11 protein-coding genes are annotated in these 15,379 nt (G+C 70.9%); 6 read left to right on the top strand and 5 right to left on the bottom strand.

Annotation, left to right across the window (positions count from 1 at the left end):
- Positions 1-29: 29 nt before the first annotated feature.
- Positions 30-860, bottom strand: coding sequence for an NAD(+) diphosphatase (gene nudC, locus JYJ93_RS00795; protein ID WP_206785823.1), 831 nt, complete (start codon positions 858-860; stop codon positions 30-32).
- Positions 861-951: 91 nt separating this feature from the next.
- Here nudC and JYJ93_RS00790 point away from each other — a divergent pair, with 91 nt between their 5' ends.
- Entirely contained in the window at positions 952-1,176 is a 225-nt protein-coding gene (locus JYJ93_RS00790; protein ID WP_206785821.1) for a hypothetical protein, read from the top strand.
- A 33-nt stretch (positions 1,177-1,209) separates the two neighbouring features.
- Here the strand turns inward: JYJ93_RS00790 and JYJ93_RS00785 are convergent, their stop codons facing one another.
- Positions 1,210-1,674 (bottom strand): FKBP-type peptidyl-prolyl cis-trans isomerase, encoded by a 465-nt coding sequence (locus tag JYJ93_RS00785; protein WP_206785820.1) that lies wholly within the window; start codon positions 1,672-1,674, stop codon positions 1,210-1,212.
- A gap of 132 nt (positions 1,675-1,806) precedes the next feature.
- On the opposite strand from JYJ93_RS00785, the gene JYJ93_RS00780 reads away from it, so the two are divergent.
- The gene (locus JYJ93_RS00780; RefSeq protein ID WP_206785818.1) at positions 1,807-3,018 is read left to right on the top strand and encodes an MFS transporter; all 1,212 of its coding nucleotides are present in this window, start codon (positions 1,807-1,809) and stop codon (positions 3,016-3,018) included.
- A gap of 4 nt (positions 3,019-3,022) precedes the next feature.
- Here the strand turns inward: JYJ93_RS00780 and JYJ93_RS00775 are convergent, their stop codons facing one another.
- The 3 genes from JYJ93_RS00775 to JYJ93_RS00765 form a co-directional block, all read right to left on the bottom strand.
- Positions 3,023-3,460, bottom strand: coding sequence for a GNAT family N-acetyltransferase (locus JYJ93_RS00775; RefSeq protein ID WP_206785817.1), 438 nt, complete (start codon positions 3,458-3,460; stop codon positions 3,023-3,025).
- A 14-nt stretch (positions 3,461-3,474) separates the two neighbouring features.
- The gene (locus JYJ93_RS00770) at positions 3,475-6,342 is read right to left on the bottom strand and encodes a TonB-dependent receptor (RefSeq protein WP_206785815.1); all 2,868 of its coding nucleotides are present in this window, start codon (positions 6,340-6,342) and stop codon (positions 3,475-3,477) included.
- 85 nt (positions 6,343-6,427) lie between these two features.
- On the bottom strand, positions 6,428-6,871 hold the full coding sequence (locus JYJ93_RS00765) for an HIT family protein (protein ID WP_206785813.1): 444 nt from the start codon (positions 6,869-6,871) through the stop codon (positions 6,428-6,430).
- Positions 6,872-7,022: 151 nt separating this feature from the next.
- Between JYJ93_RS00765 and JYJ93_RS00760 the strand changes: the two genes are divergently transcribed.
- The 4 genes from JYJ93_RS00760 to JYJ93_RS00745 all read left to right on the top strand — a co-directional run bounded on the left by JYJ93_RS00760 (position 7,023) and on the right by JYJ93_RS00745 (position 15,295).
- Positions 7,023-8,675 (top strand): carboxypeptidase-like regulatory domain-containing protein, encoded by a 1,653-nt coding sequence (locus tag JYJ93_RS00760; protein ID WP_206785811.1) that lies wholly within the window; start codon positions 7,023-7,025, stop codon positions 8,673-8,675.
- A 191-nt stretch (positions 8,676-8,866) separates the two neighbouring features.
- The gene (locus JYJ93_RS00755; RefSeq protein WP_206785810.1) at positions 8,867-10,714 is read left to right on the top strand and encodes an Ig-like domain-containing protein; all 1,848 of its coding nucleotides are present in this window, start codon (positions 8,867-8,869) and stop codon (positions 10,712-10,714) included.
- Positions 10,715-10,889: 175 nt separating this feature from the next.
- Positions 10,890-11,360, top strand: coding sequence for a response regulator (locus JYJ93_RS00750; RefSeq protein ID WP_014393311.1), 471 nt, complete (start codon positions 10,890-10,892; stop codon positions 11,358-11,360).
- A gap of 119 nt (positions 11,361-11,479) precedes the next feature.
- Positions 11,480-15,295, top strand: coding sequence for a bifunctional serine/threonine-protein kinase/formylglycine-generating enzyme family protein (locus JYJ93_RS00745; protein ID WP_206785807.1), 3,816 nt, complete (start codon positions 11,480-11,482; stop codon positions 15,293-15,295).
- Positions 15,296-15,379: the final 84 nt, after the last annotated feature.

The following is a 15,379-nucleotide window of genomic DNA, read 5'->3' as shown; positions in this document are numbered from 1 at the left end:
GCATCAAGCGCACCCTTGGGGGGAGGGGGTCAAGTCCGGCGGGCCTTCACCCGGTCAATGAAGGTGTCGATGAGGTGGCGCGCGATGCTCAGGCGGGGCGGGATGCGCGGCAGGTCGTCCACGCCGAACCAGCGCGCCTCGGCGATCTCCTTGCCGTCCACGACGACGTCGCCGCCCGCGTACTCGGCCATGAAGCCCACCATCAGCGAGCGGCCGAAGGGCCACGGCTGGCTGCCGAAGTAGGTGACGTTCCTCAGGTCCACGCCCACCTCCTCCTTCACCTCGCGCAGCACGGTCTCCTCCAGCGACTCGCCAGGGTCCACGAAGCCCGCCACGGTGCTGAAGAAGGGCTCCGGGAAGGACGCGTTGCGCGCGAGCAGCATCTCGTCACCCCGGGTGATGAGGACGATGACCGCCGGAGCGATGCGCGGATAGAACGGCGTGTGGTCCACCGGGCAGCGGCGCGCGCGCTCGCCGGGCACCAGCTGCGTGGCCGTGCCGCACTTGCCGCAGAAGCGGTGGTTCAGGTCCCACTCGCAGATGGAGAGCGCGCGGCCCGCCACGGCGAAGGTTGCCTCGTCCACCTGCTTGTAGAGCGAGCGGGCGGGCACGAACTTCAGCCCCTCCGGCGGCGCGAAGTCCCCGGGCAGGGGCGCCGCGTAGCAGTCCGTGTCGTCGAGCATGCCCAGGAAGTGGGCGCTGGCCGAGACCTCCGGCAGGGCGGAAGCCCGGGGCAGGTCGAGGCGGCCGTCGCGCTCGGACACGAGCAGGTCCATGCCGCGCGCGGCGAACAGGAGCGCGGTGTCGCGCGGGCGAGCGGGCGGTTCTTGGCCGGGCTGGAAGCGTTTGAGGGGGCTCACGGGGCCACCTTAACGGACGGCGCGGCGGGGCGCCGCGCGCTATGCTCCAGCCGCCCGTCACCGGGCAATGCCCGCCTGGGAGCTTTCGACCGTGAACGCCCTCATCCTTCGCAGCGTCTGCGGACTGCTCTTCGCCGGAATGGTGCTGGGCGTGGTGTCCCATCCTCCGCAGGACCTCACGCAGGGGCTGGGCATGATGCTGCCCGCGACGATGCTGCTGGGCGTGGCGCTGAAGGGGCCGAAGGGGCGCTCCACGATTCCGAAGAAGCGCTCGCCTCCGGCGCCGCCGCTGTCCGGGGGCACGCCCGGCGTCTGAAGTCCACGCCGGGGCCCTCCGCGGGAGACGGCGTCAGAAGACGTTCATCAGCTCCACGTCGAAGACGAGCACGGCGTTGCTGGGGATGACGGGCGCGGAGCCGCGCGAGCCGTAGCCCAGGTCGGAAGGGATGACGAGCTTGCGCTTGCCACCCACGCGCATGCCGACGAGCCCCTCCTCCCAGCCCTTGATGACGTTGCCATTGCCCAGAACGAAGTCGATGGGCTCACCGCGCGCGCGGCTGTTGTCGAACATGGAGCCGTCCGGCAGCCAGCCCGCGTAGTGGACGTACACGTAGCTCTTGTTCACGGCCTCCTTGCCGGTGCCCACGACCAGGTCCTGCGTGTAGAGCCCGGACTCGCTCTTGTTCATCGCGGACAGGTCCACGCCCAGGGACTCGGCGTAGGTCACCTTCGCGGGGTCACCCGAGGACGATGAGTCGTCATCACCACAGCCGGCCAGGGCCAGCACCGCGCACAGCAGAAGGGAACGAAGCATGGCCCGCAGCCTGCCGCGCGCGAGCCCCGTGGGGAAGGGGGGCACGCATGGCCTGCCCGCCCGGACGGTGATGGGCGCGCACGTCCTGCTTGAAGCGCGTCCAGGCGGGGCATATCCGTTGCGCCGCCCGCCATGCAGACGCCCTCTGAACCCGCGCCTTCCGCTTCGCTTCGTCCCTCGCTCGTCTGGCTGATGGCGGTGGCCGGCGCCGTCACCGTCGCGAACCTCTATTACAACCAGCCCCTCCTGGGAGACATCGGCCGGACGTTGGGTGCGGACGGCAGCGCGCTGGGGCTGGTGCCCACGCTGACGCAGGTGGGCTACGCGGTGGGCATGCTGTTCCTGGTGCCGCTGGGGGACAGCCTGGAGCGCCGCAAGGTCATCCTCCTGTTGTGTGGCTGCGTGGGCGTGGCGCTGGTGGCCGCGGGGCTTGCTCCCAGCCTGCACGTGCTGGTGGCGGCGAGCTTCGCCATCGGCGTCACCACGGTGGTGCCGCAGATGCTCATCCCGTTCGCGGCGCAGCTCGCGGCGCCCTCGGAGCGCGGACGCGTGGTGGGCATGGTGATGAGCGGGCTGCTCATCGGCATCCTCCTGTCGCGCACGGCGGCGGGCTTCGTGGGCACGCACCTGGGCTGGCGCACCATGTTCTTCATGGCCGCGGGGCTGATGGGGGTGACGGGCGTGGTGCTGCGCTTCACGCTGCCCTCGGCGCCGCCGGTGGCCGCCATGCCCTATCCGCAGTTGATGCGGTCGCTCATCCACCTGGCCCGCACGGAGCCCGTGCTGCGGCTGCACGCGCTCCTGGGCGGACTGACCTTCGGCGCGTTCAGCGCCTTCTGGGCCACGCTGGCGCTCTATCTGCGCTCGCTGCCCGGGCACTACGACGCGCAGGTCGCGGGCCTCTTCGGCGTGGTGGGCGTGGCGGGCGCGGTCATCGCGCCGCTGGTGGGGCGCTTCGCGGACCGGGGCGCTGGCCGCCGCATCAACGCGCTGGCCATCGCCGTGCTGCTGGCGTCCTTTGGCGTGCTGTGGCTGTGGGGGCACTCGCTGTGGGGCATCGCGCTGGGCGTGGTGCTGCTGGACCTGGGCGCTCAGGCGAATCAGATCGCCAACCAGGCGCGGGTGTACTCGCTGCGGCCTGACGCCCGGAGCCGGCTCAACACCCTCTACATGGTGACGTACTTCGTGGGCGGCGCCGCGGGCGCGTGGGCGGGCATGTCGGCGTGGACGCGCGCGGGCTGGCCGGGCGTGTGCGCCGTGGGCGCGGCGATGTCGCTCACCGCGCTGGTGGCCGTGCTCTGGGGCGCGCGACGCCTGCCGGCGACCCACGCCCCCGCGACCTGAAGCCTCAGAGGTCGCGCTGCATGTGACGGTGGGGGATGCCCACCTCGACGAAGGGCTCGCCATACACGGCGTAGCCCAGCCGCTCGTAGAAGGGGACGACGGGGCCCCGCGCGTGCAGGTGCACGTGGCCGAACCCGCGCTTGCGCAGCTCGTCCTCCAGCGCGCGCACCAGCTTCGCGCCCAGGCCCTTGCCCTGCAGGGACGGCAGCACCGCCATCTGGAAGAGCCGGCCGCCGCGCGCGTCCTCCGGGTTGAAGAGCACGCAGCCCTGCACGACGCCGCCCGCGTGGGCCACCAGGTGGAGGCTCTCGTCCTCGAAGGGGAACTTCACGTCCTCGCGGGCATGGCCCAGCGGCTCGCGCAGCACGCGGAAGCGCAGCTCCAGCTCCCCCTCGTAGAGCGGGTGGCGGGGGTCGATGAAGTCGAAGCGGAGGTCATTCATGGCGCGGGAGTCTGTCAGAAGCTGCCGGTGAGCTGGAGGTTGAACGTGCGGCCGTACTGGGGCACGGGTCCCGCGGACACGTCATCGCTCACGACGAAGGCGTAGCGCGAGTCGAGCAGGTTGTTCACGCCCGCGAAGTAGCGCAGCCGGCCGTAGTCGCCGGACACGCCGAAGCCCACGAGCAGCGCCTCCCCGCTGGCCGCGCCGGCGACGCTCGGCACCCGGGCGCTCTGGTAGGTGGCCTGCGTGGCGATGCGCATGTCGCCGTTGCCCACGGGCAGCAGGAAGCGCCCGGAGGCCAGGTGCGCGGGCGCGGCCTCCACCACGTCCTGCGAGGCGTTGCGCAGCGTCACGTACGAATAGCTCAGGTCCACCAGCAGCCAGCGGCCCGGCTGCCAGTGCAGCCCGGCTTCCGCGCCCCACGCGAGCGTCTCGCCGGAGTTGTTCGCGTAGACGAGGCACTGGGTGGGCGCGCTCGCGGTGCCGCAAGCGGGCGTGGCCGCGGACTCGGTGGTGAGCGTGACGAGCTGGGAGATGCGGTTGTGGTAGCCCGCCACCGTCAGGCGCAGCTCGTGCGTCAGGTCGTGCGAGTGCTCCACCTCGAAGGTGGTGATGGTCTCCGGGTTCAGCTGCTTCGCGGGGCGCTGGGTGAGGAGGTTGTCCTCATAGAACAGCTCGTAGACGTTGGGGGCGCGGAACGCGCGGCCGATGACGAGCTTGGTGAGGCCCTGCTCATACGGCCGGCCAATGACCGCGAGCCGGGGCGTGAGCGGCAGCGAGTCCAGGTCGGAGTACTTGTCCACGCGGAAGCCCAGGGACAGGCTCAGGCGCGGGTGCAGGCGCCACTCGTCCAGCGCGTACACGGACACGAGCGAGCGCGTCCGCGAGCCCAGCGACGCGGCCACCGCGGGGCCCACGCTCTTCTGGTCCACGCGCAGCTGCGCCTGGCCCTCCACGCCCACGGTGAGGCGGTTGGCTTCGGACAGGACCGCCAGCAGGCGCGCCTCGCCGGTGAGCCAGTCCGCCGCGCCGGAGTCGGTGTTCGTCACCGCGTTGTCGCCGCCGTCGTAGTTCCAGTGGCCCTTGTAGCGGCTGAGGTCCAGCGCGCCGCGCAGGGACAGCACGAAGCGCTCGGACAGGGGGCGCTCGTACTTGGCCTCGGCGAAGCCGCGCACGTCCTGCACGCGCGTGCCCTGCGCGCCCACCACGGTGCCATAGGGCGCGGTGGGCACGTCCTTGCTGCGCCCGTGCAGCCGGGCCACCAGGGACAGGTTGCCCAGGCGCGCGCGCAGCGAACCGGTGCCGGCGCGCTCGCCGTCCAGGCCGGTGACGATGGGGCCCGAGTCGCCCAGGCGCGTGGTGTCCGCGCCGTGGGCCTTCATGCCCGCGAGGCTGAAGAGGACGGAGCGCTGCGGGTCCTCCCACGACGTGGTGGCGTGCACGCGCGTGGCGCCCAGCGCGCCCACGGCGCCGGTGACTTCCAGCCGCCGGTCCAGGCCCAGCGACTCGCGCGGCACCACGTTGATGACGCCGAAGAACGCGCCCGTGCCGTACAGCGCGCTGCCGGGGCCGCGCACCACTTCGATGCGCTCCACCTCTTCCAGGTCCACGCTGAGGTCGTGCGCCGCGTAGCCCTGGCCGGCCCACACGTCGTTCATCGCGTGGCCGTCCCAGAGGATGAGGATGCGCGTGTTGAGGTCGCCCGGCGGCGAGAAGCCGCGCACGCCCAGGTACGTGTACGTCCGGTCGTCGGTGAGGAAGAAGCCGCGCACGCCCGCCAGCGCCTCCGCCAGGGTGCGCCAGCCGAACGCGCGCAGCTCCTCCGGCGTGAGCACGGTGGTGGAGGCGGGGGCCTCGTCCACGGACAGGAGGCGCTTGGACGCCGCACGCACCGGGGGCGGCTCGTAGCGCAGGGTGGCGTGGACCTTCACCTCCTGGTCGGGGATGACGGTGACCTTCTGGCGCACGGGGCGCACGTCGCGGCTCTCCACCTCCAGCACGTGCTCGCCCTGCGGCAGGGTGACGACGGTGGGGGTGAAGCCCGCGGGCCGGCCGTCCACGCGCACGGTGGCGCCGTCGTGGTTGGCGGTGACGACGACGCGGCCGCTGGGCGCCGTCTGCGCGGTCAGCGTGACGGCGAGCGGCAGGGTGCCTTCCGCGGGCACGTCGATGACGTACTGGCCGGGCGCGTGGCCGGGCGCGCGCACGTGCAGCACGCGCTGACCCGGAGACAGCCGCAGCTTCGCGGGGATGCGGCCCAGCACCGGGCCGGTGGGGCTGTCACGCAGCTCCGCGCCCTCGGGGGAGCCGGTGATGTCCACCAGGCCGGTGATGAGGGCCAGGTCCAGGTCCACCGGCACCTCCCGGCCCCGGACGAGGGTGACGCTGGCCTCGGTGGGGCGGTAGCCGGACTTCTGGACCAGGACCTTGTGGCGGCCCGGCGACAGCGCGAGCGTCTGCGGCGAGCGGCCCCGGCTGCCCAGGTCCGCGCGGTCCACGAAGACCTCCGCGCCGCGGGGATTGGTGGTGACGCGCACCAGGGCGACCTTGGGACGCAGGCGCTCCAGGGAGCGGCTGACCTCCGACGCGTCCTCGGCCGGCAGGTCCTCGCCGAGCAGGTCGTTGTAGTAGCGGTACGCCTCGTTGAACTTGCCCAGCGCCTCGAAGCAGCGCGCGATGTTGAAGAGCACGTTGCGGTTGGGTACCAGCCGGTAGCTGGTGAAGTACGAGCGCAGCGCCTCCGTGTAGTTGCCGTGGGAGTACGCGTCGTTGCCCAGCTCGAAGGCGATGTCCGCCTCGTCCGCGTTGTTGTCCGCGAGCGCGGGACCGGCGGTGAGGAGCCAGAGGGACAGCAGCCAGGGGCCGAGGGCGGACGCACGCATGAGGACGCGTGCATTCTCGCCCCGATGCGGTGTCAGGTCCACGACACTGACCTCGCACGGACGGGCACCGCACGCCCGGCGTGAGTCAGCGGGCGAGCGCCGCCGCCAGCCGCCGGGCCGCGGCCTCCAGCGTTTCCGGCGGCAGGTGCTCCGCCGGGGCCGCGTCGAAGGCGCCCCGACCCCGGAGGTGGGCCGGGGTGTCCGCGAAGCGGGGGACGAGGTGCAGGTGGAAGTGGCGGAGCACGTCGCCAATGGCGAACGCGTAGACGTGCTCGGCGCCGAGCACCTCGCGCTGGGCGCGCATCACCCGGGCGGCGAACGGGCCCAATTCCCGCGCCGCCGCTTCGTCCAGGTCATACCAGCCGCGCACGTGCTGATCGCTGGTGAGCACCACCCAGCCCGGGACGGGGCTGGGGGACGCCACCCCGTGGAGGACCAGCCCGGGCGCCCGCGCGAGCACGCCACCCGGTGGGTGGACCGCTCCGCGAACGATGGCGCAGCCCAGGCAGGGGTCGTTGACGTCTGACATGGCGAGTCATCCTCTTTCAGGGCGCTTGGAAGCCCTTGGGTAGAATTCACCCCACCTTGACGGCGTGGGCCCGGGTCAGGGAGTGTCCGATTTCCGCCCTTTGGATGCAGCTGGGGCGTGAAAATTCCGTCATAAATTCAAGGTGGGGACGATGAAGAAGCATGTGCTGATGGCCGTGTTGCCGCTGCTGGCCTGGGGGTGCGGTGACGCGACTGACGCGGACAACGATGGTGTCGCGGACGGCATCCGTGATCCGAACAACGTGTCGGTGGTGGTGCCTTCCACGCCGAAGGGCACGGTGTCGGGCCAGGTGCTGAGCACGACGCTACAGCCGATGGCGGACGTGACGGTCGCGATGACGATCGGCAGCCAGCCGACGGGCAAGTCGGCGACGACGGACGCCAGCGGCAACTTCGTGATGACGGACGTGCCGGCGGCCGCGCAGGTGCTGCTGACGTTCAGCAAGACCGGCTACGCGACGCTGCGCGCGACCTCCACGGTGCCGGCGGCCGCGGGTACGGTCCCCATCAACAACGGCAACGCGAGCTTCGGTCCGGTGACGCTGGCGCAGCTGAACGGCTCGCTGGCCGTCACGGTGGTGACGCCGCAGGGCCGTCCGGCGGTGGGCGCGAAGGGCGTGCTCGAGGTGGACAAGGCCGGCTCGGTCATCCTGAGCAACTACGACTCCGTCGCCTCCGTCATCAGCAAGGTCTACGTGGAGGCCACGGCGGACTCCAATGGCGTGATGACCTTCAGCGGCATCCCCTCCGGCGTGGAGCTGGCGCGCCTGGGCGGCACGTACAACCTGTGGATCGCGCCGCTGGACACCAACGGTGACGGCCTGGCGGACACGGGCGGTTACACGAAGAGCTACTCGGGTGGCTCCATCGTGGGCACGCAGGCCACGACGCTCGCGCAGCTGAACTTCTCGAAGCCGTCGGGCGCGGGTGCGCTGACCATCGAGGGTGGCAACGTGTCCAGCCTGAAGGGCGCCGCGGAGGTGGATCCGCTCCGCAACATGGTGCGTCCTGGCGAGCCCATCTACGTGTACTTCAACCAGCCGGTGCAGCCGGGCTCGGTGTTCGTGCGCCTGACGGATGAGTACGCCAAGGAGTCGCTGCCGGTGACGGCCCAGGTGAACGTCGGCGGTTACTCGGCGACCATCAACCCGGGCAACGGCATCGTGCAGGAGGGCAAGGAGTACAACATCTTCGTGCGCGCCGTGGCCGCCGAGGGTGGCAGCAACTACAGCCGCACGGGCTTCTTCTTCGGCGGCGACCAGTCCGCGCCGAGGGCGATCACCATCGCGGAGCTGCGGTACCAGGAGACCGAGCGGCCGCCGGCGATTGGCGCGTTCCAGCTCAATTCCACTGAACTCGTGTACGTGAGCTTCAGCGCGCCCATCGCGAAGCAGGTCGGCCAGTCCGTCCAGGTCCTCCTCGGTGTCGACATCGACGGCGTCGGCGGCGTGGGTGGCAACTCCTTCGGTGAGATTGGCAATAGCAGTGGCCAGGGCTTCCCCCTGGAGATGGCCGAGCCGACGAAGCCCATCCAGACGCGCACGCCGGCCGAGCTGCCGGTATTTGGCATCCAGCCGTCCGGGTACAGCACCCGCTATTACTTCACCTACAGCGGCAATGCCCTCGTCGGTCTGAACACGATTCCTATCCGGGTGGTGTTCAGCAACCTGGCGCCCGTCCTGGGCACCAACGACGTCTACGAGTCCATCTGGGGCCAGCCGATCAACGCGGACCTGGAAATGACGGGCATCATCCAGCAGCCCCCGCCGGCCCTGCCTAATTGAGCCTGGCTGCGTCATCCTGACGTAGGAGGTTGACTCCTCCTGGATGCCCCCGTGAAGCCCATGCTTCGCGGGGGCATCTTCGTTTCAAGCTGTCCCCGGGGAGGGATCCTCCCGTCTTGAATGGAGACGTGTCCCCGCGTCACTGGACGCGCAACGTCCCGAGGATGCATACGGATCGGGTCCACTTCCGGATGGACTCCTTCTTGCTAAGCCGCGTCACCATGAAAAATCTCAGCTTCATCTGGATGACGATGCTGCTCATGCCCGCGGCATGCATCCAGATTCCCGAACTCGCTGCTCCCCCCGCGACGCCTCCAGGCAGTGATGCAGGAACGGGCCCGCAGGAGCAGGAGCCGATTGGTATCCAATGGATGTCGCCTGTTGAAGGGGCAAGGGTCGGAAGCACCGCGAGACTTCAGGTTCAACTGACGGGATCCGCACCGGACCGTGTAGAGTTGCTCGTGGATGGCGCCACGGTCGCTAACTTGGAAGCGCCGTTCGTCCTGGACTGGGAAACGCAATCCATTTCAGAGGGTCCGCATGCGTTTGTCATCCGCGCGCTCCGGGAGGAACAGGAGTTCTTGAGCGCCCCACGCCAGTTGGTGGTGGACCGGACGAAGCCCCGCATGGTCACCCGAGTGCCCGTCAATGGTGCCCCAGAGGTTTCAGTCCTGGCACCCATTGAGGCCACCTTCTCGGAACCCTTGGACCCGACCACCGCGAATGGACAGTCGATACAACTCATGACGGAGACCGGGCGCTTGGAGGCGACGGTCATTCTTTCGGAGGATGGAACGACCTTGACCTTGCGCCCGGCTTCGCCGCTACCGGTCAATCAGCAGGTCCGAGTGGTGATGGCGGGTACGGTCGTCGATCTCGCCGGAAACCAGTTGGATGCGCTGTCTCAGGATTGGGCATGGTCCGTGCCTGCCTATCTCCAGTGGGGTGAGCCTCAGTTCGCAGGAAAGCTTGAAGAGAGTTACGTTGGAGAGACGTCACTTCGGGTGGGAATGGATGCCCTTCCCATTGTGGCCTGGACGCAGAACAGTTCGGTTCATGTGAAACGCTGGCGTGGCGAGGGTTGGGAGTATCTGGGCGGTCCCCTGAACGGAGGCGCGAACAACTCCGCCTGGGGCAATGCACTGCAGATCAATTCTGACGGCAGCCCGATGGTGGCTTGGTTGGAGTACGCCACAGGCCTCGGCCAGAGTCAGGTTCATGTCCGCAGATGGAATGGAACTGCATGGGCCTCCATGGGCACATACATGACGACCAGCCTTACGCAGAGTGCCATCCCTTGGATGGGGTTTACTTCCAGAGCCCAGCAGCTTCCGGTCGTGGCATGGCACGAAGAGAATGCTTCACAGGCACAGGTTGTCTTCCGCCAGTGGGATGGAAGCAATTGGGTGGCAAAGGCCGCGCCACTGCCAATCAAGAAAGGCGCGAACATCAATTACCTGGGGTTCGACCTGGATGCCTCGGAGAGGCCCATCGTCTCTTTCACGCAATACGAAGCAGCCACTGGCGAAGTGGGGCGAGTGATGCGGTGGGATGGGACTTCCTGGACGGAAATCTCCACAGGGCTTGGCTTGCTGCCAGTCACCCGTTGTTTTGGAAGCGATGGGCACTTGTTTGTGGGAGGAACCGCCTGGGTCAATGGCGCCTGGGCAGGGCTTGTCAGGAAATGGAGTGGGAGCGCCTGGGCGACGGTCGGCGAACCGTTGGCGGACATCGCCGGTGGAACGGCTCGGCGTGTGGATGCCATGGCGATGGGCTCCCAAGGGGCGTTGATCGTGCTCGCGAGCGAAGCTCCCTCCGCGACTGAAACGGCCAGCCGCATCGGGCAGGCGCGGCGCTGGACGGGAACCCAATGGGAGTCCTTGGGTGGCATCTTGAAACCCAACCTGGGCAGCTTGCTGTGGGGTCTCCCCGACTTCGCCCTCGCCGGGGATGACGAGCCCATCGTGTCCTGGACGGAGAAGGTCGAGTCGGCCGACACGTTCAACTGGGCCGTCGGCGTCTACCGACTCAACCATTGAGCCCCACTCCCAGTCCCTCCGCCCACCTACACTGTCGTCCGCTGTGTCCCTGTCGCCCGGCCGACATCGGACCTACCCTGGGATACGTCCAGGGAAATCTTGCGAGAACGGGCGCTTTTCGGTGGACGTGTTTAGATTCGCTCCGCCCCTCCCCTGCATGCGAGGCCTCTGCTCCATGAAGAACGCGGTCCTGACATCTCCAGAGGGTGAGCCAACCGCGAGCGGTGGGCCCGCTCCCGTGAACTCCGCCAAGCAGCGCGTCCTCGTCGTCGACGACTTCGACGACGCCCGCGAGATGTACGCCGAATACCTGGAGTTCTGCGGGTTTGAGGTGGACACCGCGAAGAACGGCCTGGAGGCCGTGGAGAAGGCCCAGGAGGGGGAGCCGGACATCATCCTCATGGACCTGTCCCTCCCCGTCATGGATGGCTGGGAGGCGACGCGGCGCATCAAGCAGGACACCCGCACCCGCGACATCCCCGTGATGGCCCTCACCGGCCACGTGCTCGCCGGCAACGCCGAGCACGCCCTGTCCGTGGGCGCGGACGAGTTCGTCGCCAAGCCCTGCCTTCCCCAGGACCTGGAGAACAAGATCCGCAACATGCTCAAACCCAGCAAGGCGAAGCCTCGCTCGGGTCAGGAGTAACCCGGGCTGCCGCCTCGCAGTGTCCATGGGTGGACACTCGGATGCGGCACCCTGCGCCGGGACGGGCTCCCGCGGGCCCCCCGGTTGACCCCTGGACGCGGGAAACGTAGGCAACCCTGGTGGGCTCTCCCGCCTCGTCCTCTCCACCCGACGCGTGGACTCCTCCCGAGGAGTTCGACGAATACCGCATCGTGCGGCCGCTCGGACGGGGACGCACGGGCCGGGTGTACCTGGCGCACGACACACTCCTGGAGCGCCCCGTCGCGGTGAAGTTCATCCCGTCGCTGGGCTCCAACGCGCTGGCGCGCTTCCTGGTGGAGGCCCGCGCCGCCGCCCGCATCCAGCACCCCAACGTCGTCACCCTGTACAGGGTGGGACAGCTGGAGGATCAGCCGTACCTCATCTCGGAGTTCATCCGGGGCGTCAGCCTGGACCGGCTGGCCCGGCCCGTGCCCTGGGAGCGCGCGCTGGGCATCGGGCGGGACCTGGCCCGGGGGCTGGGCGCCGCGCACCGCCGGGGCGTGCTCCACCGCGACATCAAGCCCGGCAACGCCGTCCTCACGGAGAGCGGCGAGGTGAAGCTGCTCGACTTCGGCCTGGCCAAGCTGCTCGACCGCGCGGAGGCCGGTGAATCCACCCCGCCGCGCGCGCCCCTGCCGCCGCCGGAGCTGCCCGCGGACTGGGACCCCGAGTCCAGCCCCGCGCTGGGGGCCCGCTCGCTGGACGGCGTCTTCCTGCCGTCCCTGCCGCGCGGCGCGCTGGTGGGCACGCCCTACTACATGTCCCCGGAGGCCTGGGCCGGCGAGGAGCTCACCGCTCGCAGCGACGTGTACTCGCTGGGCGTCGTGCTCTACGAGCTGTGCGCGGGCCGGGGCCCCTTCCGTGACGTGCCCTGGCGCGAGCTGTCCGAGGCCGTGCGCACCCGCGACGTGCGCCCCCTCCTGGAGGTGGCCCCGTCGGTGGACCCGGGCTTCGCCGCCGCCATCGACAAGTGCCTCCAGCGCGACCCGGCCCAGCGCCACGCGTCCGCCGCGCAATTGCTCGACGCGCTGGAGGCGCTCACGCGCGAGGAGCTTCCGGCCGTCATCCCGGAGGGCAATCCCTACCGCGGCCTCCGCGCCTTCGAGGCCGAGCACCGGGGCCTCTTCTTCGGCCGCCGCCGCGAGCAGCGCGCCGTGCTGGAGCGGCTCAAGGCGGAGGCCTTCCTGCTGATGACGGGCGACTCCGGCGTGGGCAAGTCGTCCCTGTGCCTCGCGGGCATCCTCCCCGCCGTGGCGGACGGCGCGCTGGAGGACGGCCGGCGCTGGCGCACCGCGCGGCTCGTGCCCGGGCGCAGGCCCGTGTCCGCGCTGGCCGTGGCGCTCGCGCCGGTGCTGGAGGTGGAAGAGGAGCCGCTCGCGGAGACGCTGCGCCAGGACCCTACGTCGCTCGGCCGCAGGCTGCGCGCGAAGCTGGGCACGCAGGGCGGGCTGCTCGTCTACATGGACCAGCTGGAGGAGCTGGTGACGCTGTCCCCGCCGGAGGAGGCCGCGCTCGCGGGCGCCGCGCTGGGGTCGCTCACGGAGGCGGCCGGGGGACTGCGGCTGCTCGCCACCGGCCGCAGCGACTTCCTCACCCGCCTCACCGCCGTGCCCGGCCTGGGCCCGGAGGTGCCGCACGCGCTGTACCTCCTGCGCGCGCTCACGCCGGAGGAGACGCGCGAGGCCATCGTCGGCCCCGCGCGCGTGAAGGGCGTGCGCTTCGAATCCGAGGCCGTGGTGGACGCGCTCGTCGCCTCCACGGCGGCCTCCGACGGCGGCCTGCCGCTGCTCCAGTTCGCGCTCGCGGAGTTGTGGGACGCGCGCGACGAGTCCCGCGGCGAGATGACCCAGGCGGCGCTGGACTCGCTGGGCGGTGTGTCCGGCGCGCTCGCCCGGCACGCGGACGCCGCGGTGGCCCGCCTGCTGCCCGACCAGCGCTCGGCGGCGCGCGGGGTGATGCTGCGGCTGGTGACGGCGGATGGCACCCGCGCGCGCAAGACGGACCGCGAGCTCGTGGGCGACGACCCCCGCTACCGCGCCGCGCTGGAGGCCCTGGTGCGCGCGCGCCTGCTCGTGGCGCGCGAAGGCGAGGGTGGCACCGCTTACGAGCTGGCCCATGAAGCGCTCCTCACCGGGTGGGCCACGCTGGCGCGCTGGCTGGTGGAGGCGGGCGAGCGCCGCGAGGTGCAGGCCCGCCTGGAGGCCGCCGCCGCGCAGTGGGAGCGCCTGGGCCACGCGCGCGAGTCGCTCTGGGGCCCGCGCCAGCTGGCGGAGACGGAGCTCCTGGAGCCGTCCGAACTCACCCAGCGCGAACAGTCCTTCCTCAGCACCTCGCGCCGCACGGGCGTGCGCAGCCGCCGCCTCAAGGTGGGCCTGGCGCTGGGCTTCTTCGTGTCGCTGGGGCTCGTGTACGCGGGCCTCCAGTGGCGTGAGCGCCGCATCCTCGATACGCGCGTGCGCGGTGAGCTGGCCTCGGCCGGGTCGGAGATGGAGGCCGTGCGCCGCGAACGCGACGCGCTCCAGGCCGAGCGCGCGGAGGCCTTCCAGCTCTACGACACCGGCCACAAGGCGGACGGCGACCGGAGCTGGGCGAAGGTGGCGGGGCATGGCGCCCAGCTGTCGCACCACTTCGACGCCGTGGCGGACCGGCTGGAGCGCGCGCTGGCGCTGGCCCCCACGCGCACCGATGTTCGCGACGCGCTGGCGGACTTCCTCTACGAGCGCGCCCTGTGGGCCGAAAGCGAGCGCGAGCCCGTGCTGCCCGCGCTGCTCCAGCGCCTGCGCCTCTACGACCCCGACGGCGTGCGCTGGAGCCGCTGGAACACGCCCGCGCACCTGTCCCTCCAGGTGGACGCGCCCGGTGCCTCCGCGGAGCTGCGCCCCGTGTCTCGCGAGGCCACGGGGCCGGAGGTCGTGGGCGAGCCCCTGCCTTCCCCGGGCGCGCTCCCCTGGACCGGCCTCACCGTGCCTCCGGGGACCTACCAGCTCACCGTGCGCGCCCCGGACCACGAGGCGTCGGTGCAGCCGCTGCTGCTGACGCGCGGAGAGTCCCGGAACGTCGTCCTGCCGCTCGTCCGCGCGGGTTCGCTCCCGCCGGGGTTCGTGTACGTGCCCCCGGGCGACGTGCGCTTCGGCAGCGCCGCCGAGTCCAGCGTGCGCGACTTCTTCAACGCCACCCCGCTGCACACCGTGCCCGTGCAGGGCTTCCTCATCGCCCGCCACGAGACGACGTACGCGGACTGGCTCCAGTACCTGGCGGCCCTGCCCGCGGGCGAGCGCGCCGCGCGCCAGCCCCGCGTGGGCACGGGCGGCTACGCCGGAGGCCTGGCGCTGGAGCCGGACGGCAATGGCTGGCGGCTGCGCTTCCAACCCGGCGGCGTGCGGTACACGGCGCGGACGGGCGAGCCCGTGCGGTACGCCCGGCGCTCGCAGCGCACGGAGCAGGACTGGCGCCAGTTCCCCGTGAGCGGCATCAACTTCGCGGACGCGGAGGCCTACGTGACCTGGCTGTCCACGTCCGGCCGGGTGCCGGGGGCGCGGCTGTGCTCGGAGCTGGAGTGGGAGCGCGCCGCGCGCGGCGTGGACGGCCGCGAGTACCCCCACGGCAACCGCCTGGGCCCGGACGAGGCCAACGTGGACGTCACCTACGGTAAGGACCCGGGTGGCTTCGGCCCGGACGTCGTGGGCAGCCACCCCGCGTCCCGCAGCCCCTTCGGCGCGGACGACATGGCCGGCAACGTCTGGGAATGGACCCGCTCGTGGCTGGAGCCCGGCCGCCCGGTGGCCCGCGGGGGCAGCTTCACCTTCAACGTGACGAGCGCGCGGTCCTCCAACCGGGAGCTGCCGGAGGCCTCACTGCGCGACGTCACCGTGGGCCTGCGCGTCTGCGCGGACGCGCCCGTGTCCGGCGGCTGAGCACCACCGGACACTGAAACCCCCGGGAACCGCTGGACTCACCCTGGGGTCTCCACCAACTGGAAGCCACTGGACGCTGCAAGT

This window comes from Corallococcus sp. NCSPR001, from assembly GCF_017309135.1.
Lineage (GTDB): Bacteria > Myxococcota > Myxococcia > Myxococcales > Myxococcaceae > Corallococcus.
The sequence above is the reverse complement of the archived record's forward strand: the minus strand, read 5'-3'. Positions and strand labels throughout refer to the sequence as shown.

Coding starts and splice junctions, on each gene's coding strand:
- JYJ93_RS00755 (WP_206785810.1), top strand. CDS start 8,867: ATGGACTCCTTCTTGCTAAGCCGCGTCACCATGAAAAATCTCAGCTTC.
- JYJ93_RS00775 (WP_206785817.1), bottom strand. CDS start 3,460: ATGAATGACCTCCGCTTCGACTTCATCGACCCCCGCCACCCGCTCTAC.
- JYJ93_RS00760 (WP_206785811.1), top strand. CDS start 7,023: ATGAAGAAGCATGTGCTGATGGCCGTGTTGCCGCTGCTGGCCTGGGGG.
- JYJ93_RS00765 (WP_206785813.1), bottom strand. CDS start 6,871: ATGTCAGACGTCAACGACCCCTGCCTGGGCTGCGCCATCGTTCGCGGA.
- JYJ93_RS00785 (WP_206785820.1), bottom strand. CDS start 1,674: ATGCTTCGTTCCCTTCTGCTGTGCGCGGTGCTGGCCCTGGCCGGCTGT.
- JYJ93_RS00780 (WP_206785818.1), top strand. CDS start 1,807: ATGCAGACGCCCTCTGAACCCGCGCCTTCCGCTTCGCTTCGTCCCTCG.
- JYJ93_RS00750 (WP_014393311.1), top strand. CDS start 10,890: ATGAAGAACGCGGTCCTGACATCTCCAGAGGGTGAGCCAACCGCGAGC.
- JYJ93_RS00770 (WP_206785815.1), bottom strand. CDS start 6,342: ATGCGTGCGTCCGCCCTCGGCCCCTGGCTGCTGTCCCTCTGGCTCCTC.